Origin of the sequence: Colwellia sp. 75C3, assembly GCF_002836255.1 — a bacterium.
Classification (GTDB): domain Bacteria; phylum Pseudomonadota; class Gammaproteobacteria; order Enterobacterales; family Alteromonadaceae; genus Colwellia.
Genome location: NZ_PJAU01000033.1, coordinates 735,458 through 752,339 on the forward strand (window position 1 = coordinate 735,458; position 16,882 = coordinate 752,339).

At 37.9% G+C, this 16,882-nt stretch carries 15 protein-coding genes, 1 tRNA gene and 1 pseudogene; 10 read left to right on the forward strand and 7 right to left on the reverse strand.

Annotated elements, in window-relative coordinates:
• Positions 1-143: 143 nt before the first annotated feature.
• Positions 144-599, reverse strand: coding sequence for a YhcB family protein (locus CXF85_RS07595; RefSeq protein WP_101227893.1), 456 nt, complete (start codon positions 597-599; stop codon positions 144-146).
• A gap of 159 nt (positions 600-758) precedes the next feature.
• On the opposite strand from CXF85_RS07595, the gene zapE reads away from it, so the two are divergent.
• Positions 759-1,874: a cell division protein ZapE gene (gene zapE / locus CXF85_RS07600; RefSeq protein WP_101227894.1), complete on the forward strand. Its 1,116-nt coding sequence runs from the start codon at positions 759-761 to the stop codon at positions 1,872-1,874.
• Positions 1,875-2,021: 147 nt separating this feature from the next.
• Here zapE and CXF85_RS07605 read toward each other — a convergent pair whose 3' ends face one another.
• The 4 genes from CXF85_RS07605 to folB form a co-directional block, all read right to left on the reverse strand.
• Positions 2,022-2,864: a tetratricopeptide repeat protein gene (locus CXF85_RS07605; protein WP_101227895.1), complete on the reverse strand. Its 843-nt coding sequence runs from the start codon at positions 2,862-2,864 to the stop codon at positions 2,022-2,024.
• 104 nt (positions 2,865-2,968) lie between these two features.
• Positions 2,969-3,790 carry an undecaprenyl-diphosphate phosphatase gene (locus CXF85_RS07610; RefSeq protein ID WP_101227896.1) on the reverse strand — a complete coding sequence of 274 codons (822 nt, stop codon included), beginning with the start codon at positions 3,788-3,790 and terminating at the stop codon, positions 2,969-2,971.
• 48 nt (positions 3,791-3,838) lie between these two features.
• On the reverse strand, positions 3,839-4,336 hold the full coding sequence (gene folK, locus CXF85_RS07615; protein ID WP_101227897.1) for a 2-amino-4-hydroxy-6-hydroxymethyldihydropteridine diphosphokinase: 498 nt from the start codon (positions 4,334-4,336) through the stop codon (positions 3,839-3,841).
• Positions 4,336-4,707 carry a dihydroneopterin aldolase gene (folB, locus tag CXF85_RS07620; RefSeq protein WP_101227898.1) on the reverse strand — a complete coding sequence of 124 codons (372 nt, stop codon included), beginning with the start codon at positions 4,705-4,707 and terminating at the stop codon, positions 4,336-4,338. Before folB ends, folK begins: the two co-directional genes overlap by 1 nt.
• Positions 4,708-4,889: 182 nt before the next feature.
• Between folB and plsY the strand changes: the two genes are divergently transcribed.
• Positions 4,890-5,480: a glycerol-3-phosphate 1-O-acyltransferase PlsY gene (gene plsY, locus CXF85_RS07625; RefSeq protein ID WP_101227899.1), complete on the forward strand. Its 591-nt coding sequence runs from the start codon at positions 4,890-4,892 to the stop codon at positions 5,478-5,480.
• Positions 5,481-5,720: 240 nt separating this feature from the next.
• Here the strand turns inward: plsY and CXF85_RS23405 are convergent.
• Positions 5,721-5,828: pseudogene (locus CXF85_RS23405) on the reverse strand (tRNA (adenosine(37)-N6)-threonylcarbamoyltransferase complex transferase subunit TsaD); the annotation flags it as partial.
• 53 nt (positions 5,829-5,881) lie between these two features.
• Positions 5,882-6,946, reverse strand: coding sequence for a tRNA (adenosine(37)-N6)-threonylcarbamoyltransferase complex transferase subunit TsaD (tsaD, locus tag CXF85_RS07635; protein ID WP_101227900.1), 1,065 nt, complete (start codon positions 6,944-6,946; stop codon positions 5,882-5,884).
• A 326-nt stretch (positions 6,947-7,272) separates the two neighbouring features.
• Between tsaD and rpsU the strand changes: the two genes are divergently transcribed.
• From rpsU to CXF85_RS07675, 8 genes are all read left to right on the forward strand, one after another.
• Positions 7,273-7,488: a 30S ribosomal protein S21 gene (rpsU, locus tag CXF85_RS07640; RefSeq protein WP_076420232.1), complete on the forward strand. Its 216-nt coding sequence runs from the start codon at positions 7,273-7,275 to the stop codon at positions 7,486-7,488.
• 39 nt (positions 7,489-7,527) lie between these two features.
• Positions 7,528-7,977, forward strand: a complete 450-nt coding sequence (locus tag CXF85_RS07645; protein WP_101227901.1) for a GatB/YqeY domain-containing protein — start codon at positions 7,528-7,530, stop codon at positions 7,975-7,977.
• A gap of 468 nt (positions 7,978-8,445) precedes the next feature.
• Entirely contained in the window at positions 8,446-10,203 is a 1,758-nt protein-coding gene (gene dnaG / locus CXF85_RS07650; protein ID WP_101227902.1) for a DNA primase, read from the forward strand.
• A gap of 236 nt (positions 10,204-10,439) precedes the next feature.
• Positions 10,440-12,290, forward strand: coding sequence for an RNA polymerase sigma factor RpoD (gene rpoD, locus CXF85_RS07655; RefSeq protein ID WP_101227903.1), 1,851 nt, complete (start codon positions 10,440-10,442; stop codon positions 12,288-12,290).
• A 95-nt stretch (positions 12,291-12,385) separates the two neighbouring features.
• Positions 12,386-13,003: an outer membrane beta-barrel protein gene (locus CXF85_RS07660; protein ID WP_101227904.1), complete on the forward strand. Its 618-nt coding sequence runs from the start codon at positions 12,386-12,388 to the stop codon at positions 13,001-13,003.
• Positions 13,004-13,180: 177 nt separating this feature from the next.
• A tRNA-Ile gene (locus CXF85_RS07665) sits at positions 13,181-13,257 on the forward strand.
• Positions 13,258-14,815: 1,558 nt separating this feature from the next.
• Positions 14,816-15,694 (forward strand): helix-turn-helix transcriptional regulator, encoded by an 879-nt coding sequence (locus tag CXF85_RS07670; RefSeq protein ID WP_101227905.1) that lies wholly within the window; start codon positions 14,816-14,818, stop codon positions 15,692-15,694.
• 96 nt (positions 15,695-15,790) lie between these two features.
• Positions 15,791-16,882 (forward strand): dynamin family protein, encoded by a 1,092-nt coding sequence (locus tag CXF85_RS07675; RefSeq protein ID WP_101227906.1) that lies wholly within the window; start codon positions 15,791-15,793, stop codon positions 16,880-16,882.

The window sequence follows — 16,882 nt, forward strand, 5'->3', positions numbered from 1 at the left end:
AAAAGTTAACTGTTGCACAGTTAACTTTAATATCCATTACTAATCAATATGTACTTTCCTACACATTGACGGTAAAGGGGATATATAATTACTATTAAATAGACTGAACTAAAAGGCTTTAGTTCAGTAAATCATGTCTCAAATCATACTGTAGTTGTAACTTTTTGTTTCTGGTCAGCAAATAAACCACTTGGATTACCTGAATAATCAAGTGGAGCTTCAGTCATGCCTTCAGCTGTTTCAGAACTACGTTTTTGATGACGTAAAGTCGCTGTTTGCGCTAATTGTTGTTGAGTTTCAGCAGAAAAAAATGGCATACCTTCAACTTCTGCTGTTGTTGCTTTTTGCAGTAATTGGGTACTTTCTTGCATTTGTTTCATTGCCGTTTGGCAAGTATTATTCATTTGGTCAAGTAACTTAGCAGAACTCGATAAATGCTCGGCAACATCAAGCTTATATTGGTCTAAAGCGGTTTCACTTTTAGTAACTTGGTCCGCTAATTTACGTTGCTCTTGGCTTGTGTTAGAAAGAAGACGAGTTGCGAAAAAACCACCAATTCCGCCGATGATAAAAATAACGAGAGCGATTACTACATTCATAGGGTGTACCTTACATTGTAATTAGAAATTAAATATGTTGCCGAGATAGATTATACTACCATCAAAACAATTTACTTAGTAAAAATATCGTGGCAAAAGTGACTTTTTCAAGTGTATTTTTACGCATTAATAATTGATTAAAATTAATATAGGTTCTCAATGATAAAGCTCTCTCCTCTAGATAAGTATAAGCAAGATTTAACCAGAGATGATTTTCTTTTTGATGCAGCACAAGAAAATGCTGTTATTCACCTGCAACGTTTATATGATGACTTACAAAATAAACCTTTAGCGGTTTCGGGTTTTAAAAAAGTACTTAATCGTTGGAAAAAAGTTTATAAAAAACAAGAAGCGCAACCTGTTAAAGGTTTGTATTTTTGGGGCGGTGTCGGTCGAGGAAAAACCTATTTGGTTGATACTTTTTTTGACAGCTTACCTTTTAATAATAAAATGCGCGTGCACTTTCATCGTTTCATGCACAGAGTTCATCAAGAGCTTAAAAGCTTAACCGGACAATCTGATCCACTAAAAATCATTGCTAAAAAGTTTGCTGCAGAAACACAAATTATCTGTTTCGATGAGTTTTTTGTATCAGACATCACTGATGCCATGATTTTAGGTACATTGTTTGAGGAGTTATTTGCTCATAATGTAACCTTAGTCGCGACATCTAATATTATTCCAGATGAACTTTATCGTAATGGTTTGCAACGTGAGCGTTTTTTACCGGCTATCAGACTAATCAATGAACATACTCTCATCGTTAATGTTGATAGCGGCGTTGATTACCGTTTAAGAACCTTAGAGCAGGCGGAAATATTCCATTACCCCCTTGATGCCCAAGCGGATGAAAACTTAAAACACTATTTCAAACAACTATCGAGCGATGAGGGTAAAGCAGGGCAATTTATCGAGATTCATAATCGTCCATTAGAAACCGTTTTAATGAGTGATGGCGTGGTGTATTTTGATTTTTCTGTACTTTGTGAAAGTGCACGTAGTCAAGGTGATTATATGGAGATTAGTCAGCTATATCACACCGTGTTAATGGCTAATGTGAAAGAAATGGGTCCTGACACGGATGATACTACTCGCCGCTTTATTGCCTTAGTTGATGAATTTTATGAACGTAATGTGAAGTTAATTATGTCGGCAGAGCTGCCGTTAGAAGATTTGTATAGTGGTGGACGCTTAGCATTTGAATTTAAACGCTGTTTAAGTCGTTTACAGGAAATGCAATCACATGACTATCTTGCCAGTGAACATCTTCCATAAACGATAGTGCATCACTGAAGAAAGACATTATAAAATCCAACGATAAAAGTAACAAAAAAGCCCGAGTCATTAATGAGTCGGGCTTTTTATTATTTGTAAATTAGTCTCTAATTCTAGCTATAAAATTTAGAGCTAATATGCCAATATTTAGTACATTAAGGTATAAAGTTTTCTACGAAATTTAAGTGCAAGAGGATCGCCATCAGGTAATGCTTTTAAGACATCTAGAAAGAGTTCTTTGCTTTTGTCCTTTGTGCTCTCATCTCCAGCTTGAACAAGTCGGAACAATATCGTTAGTGCTTCTTCTTGGCGATTAACTTGACTGTACTGCGCCGCAAGTTGCTGATTCAGGCTGACATCATCAGGTATTTCTTTAATTTGTGCTTCTAAGGCTTTTATTTCAGGCGAATTCTCTGCCTGCTCAGCTAATTCTACTTTTGCCATTAATGCTTGATATTCACTATCTTGGTCAACCATCATAATCGTGTTTAATAATGCTTTCGCTTCAGTGGTTTTACCCGTTTTTAAGTAAACATCAATTAACACTAACTTAATATCAGCGCGACTATTATCAACGTCATAGGCTTGCGTAATAGCATTTTGTGCATCAAGTAACTGGTTGTCGTTAAGAGCCGCTTTCGCTTGTTCAAGTAAAACATCTTCCTGCTTAGGCAAATGTTTATCTAAAAATACCGCGATGCTTTCATCATCTTGTGGTCCAGAAAGACCATCAAGAGGTTGGGCATCTTTGAGTAATATCGCTGTTGGTACGCCTTGAATACCAAATTGTTGAGCAATTTGTCCTTGGCTTTGACAGTCAACTGTCGCCAACGTTATATGCTCACTTAAATTTGACAATTTAACGGCTAGTTTATCTCTTAATTCAACACTTTCGGGTACTTGTTCTGCCCAAAAGCTAACAAGTACTAACTTGTTTTTTGATTCTTCAACAACCATTTGCTGAAAGTTATCTAGGGTAATGGCAATCATATTTGTATTCTCGAATGTGTTGGTAATATGTTGATAATCATGTTTTCAACAGGAAATTGGTGCTGTTTGCATTGTCGATTTACGAAACTTAGGCAAGGTGAAATTTAGCCTAAGATAAACCAAAGTAAGCCAACACCTAGAATTAAGCGATAGATAACAAATGGCATCATCCCCAATTTTTCTAATAAAATAAGGAAATAATGGATACATGCATAGGCGCTAAAAAATGCTATTAAGCTGCCTAAACCCATGGCAAACCAATCGACACTTTCTGTTGATAAAACTAATTTTAACGTTAAATAACTACCTGCCATCGCGATAGCAGGGATAGAAAGTAAAAATGAAAAACGAGCAGCATTGTCGCGGCTTAAACCTAACATCAAACCAATTGTCATGGTAATGCCTGAACGTGAAGTTCCCGGAATTAACGCTACAGCTTGTGCTAAGCCAATTAACATTGCACCTTTAAGGCCTAACTTATCCATAGGTTTATGTTCAGTGCGATTACCGGCTTTAATATCAGCAAAACCTAACAGGAAACCAAAGAGTAATGTCGTTAAGGCAATGACTAAAGCAGAGCGTAAATTTTCTTCGATAAAGTCTTTACCTAATAAACCAAATAAACCCGCTGGAATAGTAGCAAGTAAAATCCACCAAGCTAATTTGCCATCAAAACTGCTACGACCTTTCTCTGGACCAACGCCAACAGTACCTAACCAGGCAACCGCCATAACGCCGACTTCTTTACGAAAATAAATCATTACGGCCAGTAAAGTACCAACATGTACAGCAACGTCAAAACCTAAACCTTGATCTTTCCAGCCTAAAATTTGTGAAGGCAAAATTAAATGCGCGGAACTTGAAATAGGTAAAAATTCGGTCAAGCCTTGCAATAATGCAAGGATAAATATTTCTAAAGTGCTCATGTGTCGTTAGTCGTCCTTTAACTTTTTTGATGGAGTAAATATGCTACTTTACCAGCAGTTAGCGACAATGCTAAGTTGCTGGCTAGTTTTGTTATAACCGTGCCATAAATCTCGATAGTTTTGTTTTGAAATTGGGTGGGCAAGCTCAGGTGCAACTTGACTCAGAGGCCATAATACAAAAGCATTCTTAGTGATTTCATCACGAGGAAGTTGTGCGGGCGAGTCAATAATCAAATCATCATATAATAACAAATCAAGATCTAAGCTACGTGGGCTAAACTTTTTAGCGCTATGGTCACGACCGTGAGAAAACTCTATTGCGCGTAATATTATCGCGACTTGCTCAACACTCTGTGAACAGTTAATGCCAATGACCATATTATAAAAAGCAGCACCATTAAATCCCACAGCTTCACTTTCAAATAATGAAGACAATGTTAACTGTTCAAAAGGCAGACCAAATTCTTTGGCTAATGAGAGTAGACCTTGTTTAACATAATGCTCACGGTCAATATTAGTGCCCAATGATATATATATTTGAGCCATTAAGTTGAAGACTCAGTGGTTTTTTTGCCACGTTCTATTTCTACACCAACGGTTTGTGCATTATGTACAGCGCCAGGTTTGCCAATACTAAGCCTTAACCATGGGATATGATATTGCGTCATCAAATAACTCGCTAAGCGTTCAGCAAGTGTTTCAATTAAGTCAACGGGGTTGTCGTTAGCAAAGCGTTCTATAGCCACTGAAATATCAGCATAATCTAACGTTTTAGCCAACTCGTCATTTTGCGCCGCACTTGCTGTATCCCAACCCATGGCTAAATCTATGACCAAGGTTTGCTTTATTTCTTTTTCCCACTGAAAAAAACCAATAGTGGTTTGAATACTTAAACCCTTAATGAACACCTTATCCATGACTTACCTATAATGCTGTGAAATACTGTTAGAAGAATTATTTGTATTAACTATTTGCAGTAGTTATGCAATTGTTACAAAATAAGGGGCGATTTTACCTGCGAAGCGCTAGAAAAACTAGCAGAGATGCAGATAGAATAAGAATTCCCTTTATTATACTCACTAATGGATTTGTTACTTAGATGTTACTACTCATTTTCACTATGATCATTGCCGCTTATTTAATAGGCTCTATCTCGAGTGCGATATTAGTCTGTAAATTTTTAGGATTACCGGATCCAAGAACGACGGGATCGCAAAATCCGGGTGCAACAAATGTATTGCGCATGAGCAATAAGCTTACTGCTGCAACAGTATTATTTTTAGATATTGTTAAGGGCACTATCCCTGTGTGGGGCGCTTATTTTTTAAAAATTGATGCGTTGTATTTAGGCTTAATTGGCGTATCTGCTTGCTTAGGCCACATGTATCCCATATTTTTTAACTTTAAAGGGGGAAAGGCCGTAGCTACAGCACTGGGAACTTTACTTCCTATTGGTTTTACGTTGGGGGGATTATTAATTCTAACGTGGGTATTAGTGGTTAAGTTTAGTAAGTACTCTAGCCTAGCGGCCATTGTCACCGTATCTCTCGCCCCACTTTATGTTTACTTTTTAAAACCGCTCTATGTTTACCCAACCTTGATGCTTAGCGCGTTGATAATCTTTCGCCACCGAGAGAACATTAAACGTTTATTAAACGGCACTGAAAGTAAAATCACTCATAAAATTTAGATAATCATCTATGAACGTCATTAATAAGTCACCCATAGGCTAATGCATACAGGTGATTTTTTCGCTCTATGCAGTTGCTACTTTACTGATGGAAGTGAATCCAAAGCCCATCGAGGGTTGGCTTTAAAGGTTAAGTCAGCATCTGTGCCCGCTTTTAAACGTTGCATACCAGCATAAGTAATCATTTAGTCCCGAATATGAGTAGTGCAAAATTCAGGACGTACTATCGTTACTTTTTGGTTACTTTACTGATGGTAGAGAATCTAGCGCCCAGCGCGGATTAGCTTTAAAAGTTAAATCAGCATCTGTGCCCGCTTTTAAACGTTGCATACCAGCATAAGCAATCATTTAGTCCCGAATATGAGTAGTACAAAATTCAGGACGTACGATAGTTATCTTGCTTACAATTTTACTGATGGTAGAGAATCTAGCGGCCAACGGGGATTAGCTTTAAAAGTTAAGTCAGCATCGGTGCCAGCTTTTAAGCGTTGCATGCCAGCATAAGCAATCATGGCGCCGTTATCAGTACAAAATTCTGGACGAGGGTAAAAAACACTACCGCCCAGTTTCTTTGTCGTTATCGCAAGTTGCTCTCGCAAAGCTGTATTTGCGCTTACACCACCAGCAATAACTAATCGACTTAACTTTTCTTGTAGCAAAGCGCGTTTGCACTTTATTGCCAACGTATCTACTACTGCTTGCTGAAAAGCATGGGCGATATCAGCATGAGTTTTTTTCAATTGGTCTGCAGATAAAGCAGGCTCAATATTAATACACTGCTTACGAACTAAAGTACCAGCTGCTGTTTTTAAACCACTAAAACTAAAATCTAAACCAGGTCTGTCTGTCATAGGACGAGGTAATTTAAAACGACCTGCTTCACCACTTTCAGCCATCTTGGATAGAGCAGGTCCACCAGGATAGTCTAAGCCTAGTAGCTTAGCTGTTTTATCGAAAGCTTCACCAGCAGCATCATCAACGGATTCGCCTAAGAGTTTGTATTCACCGATAGCGTCAACACGAACTAACATAGTATGTCCGCCAGAAACTAATAACGCGACAAAAGGAAACTCAGGAACATCATCTTCAAGCATGGGAGCTAATAAATGGCCTTCCATGTGGTGTACAGGAACCGCTGGTAAATCCCAACCATAAGCCAAGCTTCGACCAATTGAGCAACCTACTAAGAGAGCACCAACTAATCCTGGGCCTGCAGTATAAGCAACACCATCTAAATCTTGAGGCGTAAGATTGGCATCGGCTAATACTTGTTTAATTAAAGGTATCGTTTTACGAACATGATCTCTTGAGGCAAGTTCAGGTACTACACCACCGTAATCGGCATGAACAGCTATTTGACTATATAAACGATGAGCGAGTATGCCTTCAGGACTATCTCCTTGGCCGTCATCATAAATGGCGATGCCAGTTTCATCACAAGAAGTTTCAATACCCAAAATACGCATAAATATACTCTCAAAAAAAGCTTAAAAAGAAGGCTCAAAAATACGGTTCAAAAAATAGGAACAGTAACCAACAATCACTAATCGCAATACGAGTAACTATTGGCGAGGCAATTTTACTGTGTTTATAAGATAGACACCAGCTGATTTTAATCCTGAAAGAGCGATAGCCCTTAAATTAACCTTTACATTAGTGATGGCTTAGCAGTAGAATACGACACCAAATTTTTAATAGAGTGGGTGTAGATGAGACAAATATTGCAAATAATTGCATTATTCAGTCGAAATCAGTCGCCAATTTATATAGCTACCCTAAGGTAATAAAGTACATGCCAGTAATTAAAGTAAGAGAAAACGAACCATTTGACGTTGCATTACGTCGTTTTAAACGTTCATGTGAAAAAGCAGGAATCCTTTCAGAAGTTCGTCGTCGCGAATGTTATGAAAAGCCGACTTGGGAACGTAAACGTAAGAAAGCCGCTGCCGTTAAACGTGCTGCGAAAAAAGTTTCTCGTGAGAACGCTCGTCGCGTTCGCATGTACTAAGAATTATCTTAGTATAACTACTCTAAGAGATTGATATAGATGTCACTTCTAATACAACTCAAAGATGAAATGAAAACTGCTATGCGAGCTAAAGACAAATTACGTCTTGGTGTAATTCGCATGGCAATTTCTGCAATCAAGCAAGCAGAAATTGATCATAAAACCGAAGCAACTGATGAGAATATCATTGTGATTTTAACCAAAATGGTTAAACAGCGCAAAGAGTCCATTAAGATGTTTACTGAAGGTGGTCGTGATGAATTGGCAGAAAAAGAAGCAGAAGAAGTTGTTGCTTTAAACTTTTTTATGCCACAGCCGCTTAGTGCAGAAGAAATTAATGAATTAATAAGCAAAGCAATTGTTGAATCTGGAGCAGCCTCTATGGCTGATATGGGTAAAGTAATGGCAGTGTTAAAACCTTTAATGCAAGGCAAAGCTGACATGGGCGCTGTAAGCGGTCAAGTAAGAGCAGGTCTTCAAGGTTTATAGTCGGGCTTTATAGCTACCACTATATTTAGTGCATTAAATAAAACCGTAATCGCCTAGGCTATTACGGTTTTTTTATGCCTTTTTTTTATGATGCGGAATAAATTTTATCTCGCTGGAATTTAAAATAGTCAGCTACATTCTTACTCGTATTGTGTAGAATACGCAGGTAATACCAAACGGATTAATTTATTGGTCAGCTTAGGTCTTCATTAGCGAGCTTAAAACAAATAAAATGACTTAAACATAGTTATTCTATATTTCATTCATTTTGTGAAGTTGTCAGTTTGCTAATGAGCCCCCGAAGGGCGAGTTTAAAAGGCTTACATGCGGCGTTATTAATTTTGACAAGGGAATAACCATTCTCTTCAATCAATGCCTTGCCTCTAAGCCTTTTAATTCTCGCTAAGTGATCAATAAATTAGCCCGATTGGTATAATATTTTTCCTTTAACGGTGACGCTTAAACATTATGGCTGGACGCATTTCTCGACAATTTATTGATGACTTACTCAGCAGAGCAGATATTGTTGATCTCGTTGATGGCCGAGTACCGTTAAAAAAGGCGGGTAAAAACTACCAAGCCTGTTGCCCATTTCATAATGAAAAATCCCCCTCGTTTACTGTAAGCCAAGATAAACAGTTTTATCACTGCTTTGGTTGTGGCGAACACGGCAATGCTATTTCTTTTTTGATGGAATTCGATCGTCTTGATTTTGTTGATGCAGTTGAAGAGCTTGCTTCCCATTGCGGAATGGAAGTGGTCCGAGAAGAAAATACTGCCAGTCCAGAGGAACAACGTCGACAGCAACAAGTTTACCAGCAAAAACAAGATGACTATGAGCTAATGTCGCAAATTAGTCGTTTTTTCCAGCAGCAATTAAAAGTGGCTAGTGATAAAGACAAAGCTATCGACTATTTAAAAGCTCGAGGGCTAAGTGGCGAGGTTGTTAAGCGCTTTGGTATTGGCTACATAAGTGACGCTTGGGACGGTATGATGAGTAGCTTCTCACGTAATGGTCAAGCTAATCAGCAATTAATTGATTTAGGTATGGCCATTGCGGGTGATAAAAAGCGACCTTATGATCGCTTTCGTGGTCGTATCATGTTTCCTATTAGTGATAAACGTGGACGAGTCATTGGCTTTGGTGGGCGCGTTTTAGGTGATGAAAAGCCCAAGTATTTAAACTCGCCAGAAACACGTGTGTATCATAAAGGCCAAGAGCTTTATGGTTTGCATGAAGCCAAACAAGCCAACAAACAGCTTAAGCGTTTAATTGTGGTTGAAGGTTATATGGATGTCGTGGCGTTAGCACAACACGGTGTTGATTACGCTGTTGCATCGCTAGGTACAGCGACTACTTTTGAGCAATTACAAACATTATTTCGTACTGTGCCCGATGTTATCTGTTGTTATGATGGCGACAGAGCCGGGCGTGAAGCTGCGTGGCGAGCAATGGAAAATGCCTTACCGCTTATTCGAGATGGCTTTTCGTTAAAATTTGTTTTTGTACCAGATGGTGAAGATCCTGACTCTTTAATAAGAACTCAAGGGCAAAAAGCTTTTGAAACAATTATTGATAACGCCATGCCGTTATCCAAATTCCTTTTTGAGCAACTCATGCAGAAAGTTGATATGAGCTCCCTAGAAGGAAGGTCAGCTTTAGTTGAGTCATTCCAACCGTATTTATCAAAGCTGCCTGCTAGTACTTTAAAAGACGCCATGATTAATGAAGTAGCTAATAATTTTGGTACCGGTAGCGAGCATTTTCTTGCAAAGTTTACCAAAAGTTTACAAGGTGAAGTTGTTAAGTCACCCGTTAAAGTAAGCACAAAAGTAACACCCGTGAGGTTAGCACTTGCTTTATTGTTAGAGCATCCCCATATAGCAAATAGCTTAGGTGAAATTAGTGTGTTGCAGCCGCTAACGGCACCAGGAATACCTTTGTTAATGCAGGTACTTGGTGTGTGTCAGCAAAACCCTGATATTAAGTCACCGCAATTGCTTGAATACTTTCGTGGTACTGAGCAGGGATCACAATTAGCAAAGTTGATGTGTTGGCAGCACCATGTAGAAGCTGATGCAGCAACTGATGTTTTTCTTGATAGTATTGAGAAGTTATTGAATAACTTTGTTGAGCAGCGAGCTGAAGTATTATTACAAAAAGCACGCGCTGGACAAATGACAGCTGAAGAAAAGCAAGAGTTACAAGCAATACTAAATGCTTAACTGTTAGTTTTAGCTATACTTAGCAAGCATCTTCAGATGCAGCGAGTATTAAATAAGATAAGAGCTATTATATAGCTTGAAATGTTAACAAGCGATTAAGACAGCATATTAGCTGGTAAATGTCTTTGAAATTCGCTATAATTTCCGGCTTTATTGCGTCATTTATTAGCTTTTACTAATGTATAAAGCGCATATTTTACATCCCATATTTATAATATACAGGTGGACACTCGTCAATGGAACCAGCCCCTCAATCAAGACTTAAAGACCTGATAACCAAAGGTAAAGAACAAGGTTATTTAACGTTTGCGCAGGTTAATGATCATCTTCCACAAGACATTATCGACTCTGATCAAGTTGAAGATATCGTTAGTATGATTAACGATATGGGTATTCAAGTATTTGAAAACGCTCCTGATCAAGATACCTTGATGATGAGCGAAGGTAATACTGATGAAGATGCAGCCGAAGCAGCAGCACAAGCGCTTGCAACGGTAGAGAGTGAAATTGGTCGAACAACAGATCCTGTACGTATGTATATGCGTGAAATGGGTACTGTTGAACTTCTAACGCGTAAAGGCGAAATCGTCATTGCTAAGCGTATAGAAGAAGGTATTAAAGAAGTTCAGCGCAGTGTTTCTGAATATCCGCCAGCGATAAACTTTTTATTAGATATGTGGGATAACTTCGAAGCAGAAGAAGTTCGCTTAACTGATATTATTATTGGCTTTTTAGACCCAGATGCCGAAGATGAAGATGTACCTGCTGCAGCGACTCATGTTGGTAGCGAACTTTCTAAAGAAGATTTGGCTAATGAAGATAGCGAAAAGAAAGAAGGCGATGAAGAAGAAGACGAAGAAGAAGAAGATACTGGTCCAGATCCAGAGCTAGCACGTGAAAAATTCACTCTGTTACGTGAAGCTCATGAGAATGCTACCAAAATAGTGGATCAGAAAGGCCGCGGTCATAAAGATGCTCAAGAAGCTATTGATGCGGTTGCTGAAGTCTTTAAAGAATTCCGTTTAATCCCTAAATTATTTGATAAGTTAGTCAAAAACATGCGTAGCATGATGGACAGATTACGTGTTCAAGAACGTTTAATCATGAAGCATTGTGTTGTTGGTGCTGGCATGCCTAAAACGACGTTTATCAAAATATTCCCAGGTAACGAAACGTCAAAAGAATGGTTTGAAGCAGAAAAATCTGCCGGTAACCCATACTCAGCTAAGCTTGGCGATGTTGAGCATGATGTAGAGCGTTGCATCTACAAACTGAATCAAATTCAAGAAGAAACAAACTTAAATATTCACGGCATTAAAGACATCAACCGTCGTATGTCTATCGGTGAAGCGAAAGCTCGTCGTGCGAAAAAAGAAATGGTTGAAGCTAACTTACGTTTAGTTATCTCCATTGCGAAGAAATACACTAACCGTGGTTTACAGTTCCTTGATTTAATTCAGGAAGGTAACATCGGTTTAATGAAGGCCGTTGATAAATTTGAATACCGTCGTGGTTATAAGTTCTCAACTTATGCTACGTGGTGGATCCGTCAGGCAATTACTCGTTCTATTGCTGACCAAGCCCGTACCATTCGTATTCCTGTGCACATGATTGAAACGATTAACAAACTAAACCGTGTTTCTCGTCAAATGTTACAAGAAATGGGTCGTGAGCCTACGCCAGAAGAATTAGCTGAACGTATGGTTATGCCTGAAGACAAGATTCGTAAAGTATTGAAAATAGCTAAAGAGCCAATTTCAATGGAAACGCCAATCGGTGATGATGAAGATTCACATTTAGGTGACTTTATTGAAGATGGTAGTGGCGAACTTCCGGTTGATTCAGCTACTTCAGAGAACCTAAAAGGTGCTACTCATGAAGTTCTTGCAGGGTTAACAGCTCGTGAAGCTAAAGTACTGAGAATGCGCTTTGGTATTGATATGAATACTGATCATACTCTTGAAGAGGTTGGTAAGCAATTTGATGTAACACGTGAACGTATTCGTCAAATTGAAGCGAAAGCGTTACGTAAGTTACGTCATCCATCTCGTTCAGAGCAGCTTAAAAGTTTCTTAGATGGTGAATAAAAAATAGTATTTAAAATACAGTTTTAAATACAGTTAAAAAAGAGTAAGTTAGTCATTCTAACTTACTCTTTTTACATTCTAAGATAGGAACTTTTATGCGCATTATATTCGCTATTGCTTGCACTCTTGCCACCATCTCTATGCCTTCCATTGCAAAACAAGCACTTAACGTAGAGATTACCCCATTGATTGGCTATCGCTTTGGTGGTGATTTTGATACGACTCAAGATGAGGTTCACAATAGAATAGAGTTAAGTGATGGAACAAGTTACGGTCTATTAACCGCTTGGTCTTTTGATCGAAAGCGACAAGGTGAATTCTTAATAAGCCATTATGATACTGATTTCTCAGAGTCGGGTGATTTTTCAGCAAGTAATACCGGTCTTGGTATTACTTATGCCCACCTTGGCGGCAATGTTCAGCTATCAGATGGTGTCGTTCCTATTTATGCTACCGGCGGTTTTGGGTTAACTCACCTTGCTCCCAAAGATGACCAACTCAGTGATGAGACACGATTTTCAGTTAATATTGGCTTAGCGTCGAAAATTGAATTGAGTGAACGTGTTAGCTTAAGGTTCGATAGCCGCGTTTACGGAACATTTTTTAACTCCGATAGCGCAATATTTTGTGATGTTGAAACTTGCGCAATATATATTTCTAGCGATATTTGGTTTCAAACTGAAGTGAGTGTCGGTATAACTTATCGTTTTTAGCGCTTATCTGTGCTGGTTTGTTTAAGAAATGAGCGTTCAGTAAAAAAACACGATTATTTAAAGTTCATTAGGTGACAACAAAATAAAAAATGCTTATACTGCACCCGCTTTGTTAGTTCACTCATTTGATTGCACTAATTAAGATATTAGAATAGAACAGGCCATACATGTGAAAATGGGCCTTTAGCTCAGTTGGTTAGAGCATCCGACTCATAATCGGCAGGTCCGCAGTTCAAGTCTGCGAAGGCCCACCATTTTCATCATGTAGTACAACCCTTTCGGTCAGTTTACTCAAAGTTAAATTTCCTTACCTCAAAGTTCCGGTCCATGGCTGGTATCAAATTTTTCTGTATGTTGCTCAAACCTCGACGACGGCGACAACGAAACTACTAAAAATTATTTATATTCCCCCATCACCTATTTTTTTCAAAAAAGTTAACCATCTGATAGAACTTACTTCAAAGCACATGAATAATTCTTAGTATTATTTTTACTTAGTGAGTTAATAAAAAACCCTTAAAAATATCTGATTACCCCATTAAGAAGTACATAGTTAAAGTTGAACAGAGTATTAGCTTACCGTTGATATACTTTCACCCAACAGCCTCACCCAAACGCATTTTAAAAGCCCCAAAAAATTTAGCTAATCATTGACGTCGTCGTCGCCAAAAAACTAGTGAGAATTAGCAGAATGAACCAGACACCTAGCTCACTGAAATACGCCACAGCTAAATCCTAGTACATACTGAAAAGAGTTTCTAAGCTGTTTTTAGCAAAGTTAGAAATCGGGTGTATCAACACCAACAGAAAAATGTACCTAAAAAGCAGATAGTCTTGTCGCCGCAACCTCGGGAAACAGTAAAAGCTATTTCTGCTCAAATCCATTGACCAAATCGTTGGCTATTTCTCCATGTGCTTTGTAAGACATGTCTGCAATTTGAGGTAGAAACTCTAACCACCTTAGCTATCAAAAGTGATGTAACATCATGAATAGTCGGTCTATTAATCGTCAACGAAAGTAGTAACCATAAAAAAGACAATTGTTTTTATATGTAACCATATGGCCCAATTAGTCGAAGTGACGTATTATTATCACAGCTAGGAAGCGCGGGGTTACAGGAAGTGACTCAATTGTCAGGGAATGGAATTAGACAGATACTAGGATAGTGTCAAAGAGAAAAACCAAGGATTGGTTCGCTAGGATGGCGATAGTATTACAGGGCTTAATACTAGATTAAATGGATTTGCAGTGGTCAGGGAATGAATAAAGGTGTGACTTCGGTTGCGCCTTTGTTGTTTCTACAGCTAAATAAACTTCTCACAGCATCTTCTTCCCCAGAATAAAATCTACAAACCTATCAGTTCAAACCCAATCTTTCAAAAAAATAGCATCTAAAAAAATTTCAACATTTGCCGTGACCGCGGCGACAGAGTTTTTTACTGAAAAAAGTTAGCTCAAGTTCGGTCGCCGCAGTCGACAAAATCAGTGAAATCTACTCAAATAGACCAGCATAGGACCAGCAACTCAGATGTGAGCAGATTGACAGGTGTTGAGATATTTGTGTGAACCAGTGTTGGCGTGGCTTTGGGCTAGAGTTGTGAGCCTATCTTTGACAATAGGCCCACCGATTGATGATTCAAGGCTGGATAAGTTGCTTTAAATCAAGGGATTACATTAGTATTTTAGTGCAAAAATCTAAAAACAGTGTTAGTTTTAAAATAAGAAAGGATTAAATACTTCTTGGACACCACCTGTCCAAGCCAACCTGTATAGTTTCAATAACTAGAAGTAATAGGGATATATAAGGACATATGGCTGATATAAAATTAGCAGAAAGACTTGCCGAGATTATTGGGATGCTCAATAACGGCGAATCCATATGTACAACCAGTTTAGCTGAGCGGTTTAGTACATCTGAGAGAACCATTCAACGAGACATCACTCAGCGCTTAAGTTTTTTATCACTGATCAAGTCTGATAATTTATGGAAGATGGATACACAATCCATCGGTAAATTAAGCCACAAAGTCATCCAAAACTTCGCAGCCATCAGTGGCATACGAGAGCTTTTCCCTACATTAGATGATAATTTTCTAAAGTCTATTATGGATGTAGAGAGTGAGTCTGCTTTTTTAGTTAAGCCGCATAATTATGAATCATTAACTGACCAAGCATCTAAACAACTTTTCAGTAAACTTGAAAAATCTATCAATGCGACACAATGTATTCACTTCTATTACAAAGCAAAAGACTACCAAAACATTCAACCTTATAAGCTAATAAATTATAAGGGTATCTGGTACCTAGCGGGTGTAGACAATGGGAAATTAAAAACATTTTCAGTGAGTAAAATGAGTAGCGTTTGGGAAACTCAAGAGGGTTTTAAACGTAACACTTCTATTGATAAAAAAATTGTAGATGAAGAAACCATTTGGTTTAGTGATGAGAAATTAGAAGTGGTCTTAAAAGTTAGTGCTGATGTTGCTGATTACTTCACCAGACGACATCTAATACCAGAGCAGGAAATCACAAAAACGTGTGACGATGGTAGCTTGATTGTCACCACTACGGTTGCAAACGAACAACAGATTTTACCAATTATTAAGTATTGGATACCACATGTAAAAGTTATTTCGCCAACTATATTAGAAAAAAGGCTAAGGGAAGATATTAAGGGGTATTTAGAGTAAATGAGTTAAATAAAATAACGACAATAAATATTGGAATCGTTCTGCGCATCAAAGCACTTTTAAACTTTGCCCACAAACTGAATCGGAAAATACAAGATGACACTTAAGAAAAATAACAAAGACGTATTTAGTGTTGCGGTTATTGCAACAATGAGTTCAGGAAAATCAACGACTCTTAACGCTATGTTAGGCTTGCCATTGCTTCCTTCAATGAATGAAGCATGTACAGCAACAGTCTATAAAATAGAAGATATTGACGGTTTAGATCATATTAAAGCGCGCTACATTACCAAAGAGGGATGTGAGTCTGATTGGGAGGAAATCAGCGCACAAGAGGATAAATTATCGGAATGGAATAATGGTGGTTTTGAAAGTATCGAAATACAAGGGGATTTTCCTCACATAGATAATCACAAAAACATTATATCTTTTCTTGATACTCCAGGCCCAAACAACTCTTCCGATAAATCACATTCCGAGATTACACATAACATTATCGCGAATAATCCGTTTGGGTTTGTGCTCTGTATTATGAATGCTTCACAATTTGGCGTAGATGATGAGCGTATTTTATTAACTAATTTGTTAAATGACTTAAATGAAAAAGGCCAAAAAACAAAAATTGTTTTTGCTGTAAATAAAATGGATCAACTTGATGTTGAAGGGGGGGAAAGTCCAAAAGCATTGATAAGCAAGATTCGTAAGTATTTAAATGAAATAGGTTATTTTAGACCTGTAGTTGTACCAATAATGAGTCTGACATCGCTTGAAATTAGAGAGCTAATAGAAGCTCATAAAAACAAAAGTGAATTACCGTTCTCAAGCAGAAAGCAGAAAAAAATTCTTCATACTATTGAATGTTTATTTGAGTTTTCTACCGACTATAAAGATGCAAGCCTTAATACAAAAGTTCAGAACAAGCATTTAGAACAAGCACAAAAAAAAGCTAGAAATATAGACAAACACGAAACTCTAACCCTAGCAGGAACCGAGATATCTATTGGTAGGTTGATTGAGGCAGATATTATTACCGGGATTCCATTACTAGAGGAAATGCTAGAGATTGAACTGTTAAAAAATAGTAACCAGCTAAACGATTTTAAAAAACCTAGTGTTAAAAAAACGACGAAGCTGAAAGCTAAAAGAAAGAAAAAACCAAAAATTAAGAAACATAAAAAAAATAAATAA

Excerpts from the sequence above, each read along its gene's own strand:
- CXF85_RS07595 (WP_101227893.1), bottom strand. The coding sequence starts at position 599 with ATGAATGTAGTAATCGCTCTCGTTATTTTTATCATCGGCGGAATTGGT.
- zapE (WP_101227894.1), top strand. The coding sequence starts at position 759 with ATGATAAAGCTCTCTCCTCTAGATAAGTATAAGCAAGATTTAACCAGA.
- CXF85_RS07605 (WP_101227895.1), bottom strand. The coding sequence starts at position 2,864 with ATGATTGCCATTACCCTAGATAACTTTCAGCAAATGGTTGTTGAAGAA.
- CXF85_RS07610 (WP_101227896.1), bottom strand. The coding sequence starts at position 3,790 with ATGAGCACTTTAGAAATATTTATCCTTGCATTATTGCAAGGCTTGACC.
- folK (WP_101227897.1), bottom strand. The coding sequence starts at position 4,336 with ATGGCTCAAATATATATATCATTGGGCACTAATATTGACCGTGAGCAT.
- folB (WP_101227898.1), bottom strand. The coding sequence starts at position 4,707 with ATGGATAAGGTGTTCATTAAGGGTTTAAGTATTCAAACCACTATTGGT.
- plsY (WP_101227899.1), top strand. The coding sequence starts at position 4,890 with ATGTTACTACTCATTTTCACTATGATCATTGCCGCTTATTTAATAGGC.
- tsaD (WP_101227900.1), bottom strand. The coding sequence starts at position 6,946 with ATGCGTATTTTGGGTATTGAAACTTCTTGTGATGAAACTGGCATCGCC.
- rpsU (WP_076420232.1), top strand. The coding sequence starts at position 7,273 with ATGCCAGTAATTAAAGTAAGAGAAAACGAACCATTTGACGTTGCATTA.
- CXF85_RS07645 (WP_101227901.1), top strand. The coding sequence starts at position 7,528 with ATGTCACTTCTAATACAACTCAAAGATGAAATGAAAACTGCTATGCGA.
- dnaG (WP_101227902.1), top strand. The coding sequence starts at position 8,446 with ATGGCTGGACGCATTTCTCGACAATTTATTGATGACTTACTCAGCAGA.
- rpoD (WP_101227903.1), top strand. The coding sequence starts at position 10,440 with ATGGAACCAGCCCCTCAATCAAGACTTAAAGACCTGATAACCAAAGGT.
- CXF85_RS07660 (WP_101227904.1), top strand. The coding sequence starts at position 12,386 with ATGCGCATTATATTCGCTATTGCTTGCACTCTTGCCACCATCTCTATG.
- CXF85_RS07670 (WP_101227905.1), top strand. The coding sequence starts at position 14,816 with ATGGCTGATATAAAATTAGCAGAAAGACTTGCCGAGATTATTGGGATG.
- CXF85_RS07675 (WP_101227906.1), top strand. The coding sequence starts at position 15,791 with ATGACACTTAAGAAAAATAACAAAGACGTATTTAGTGTTGCGGTTATT.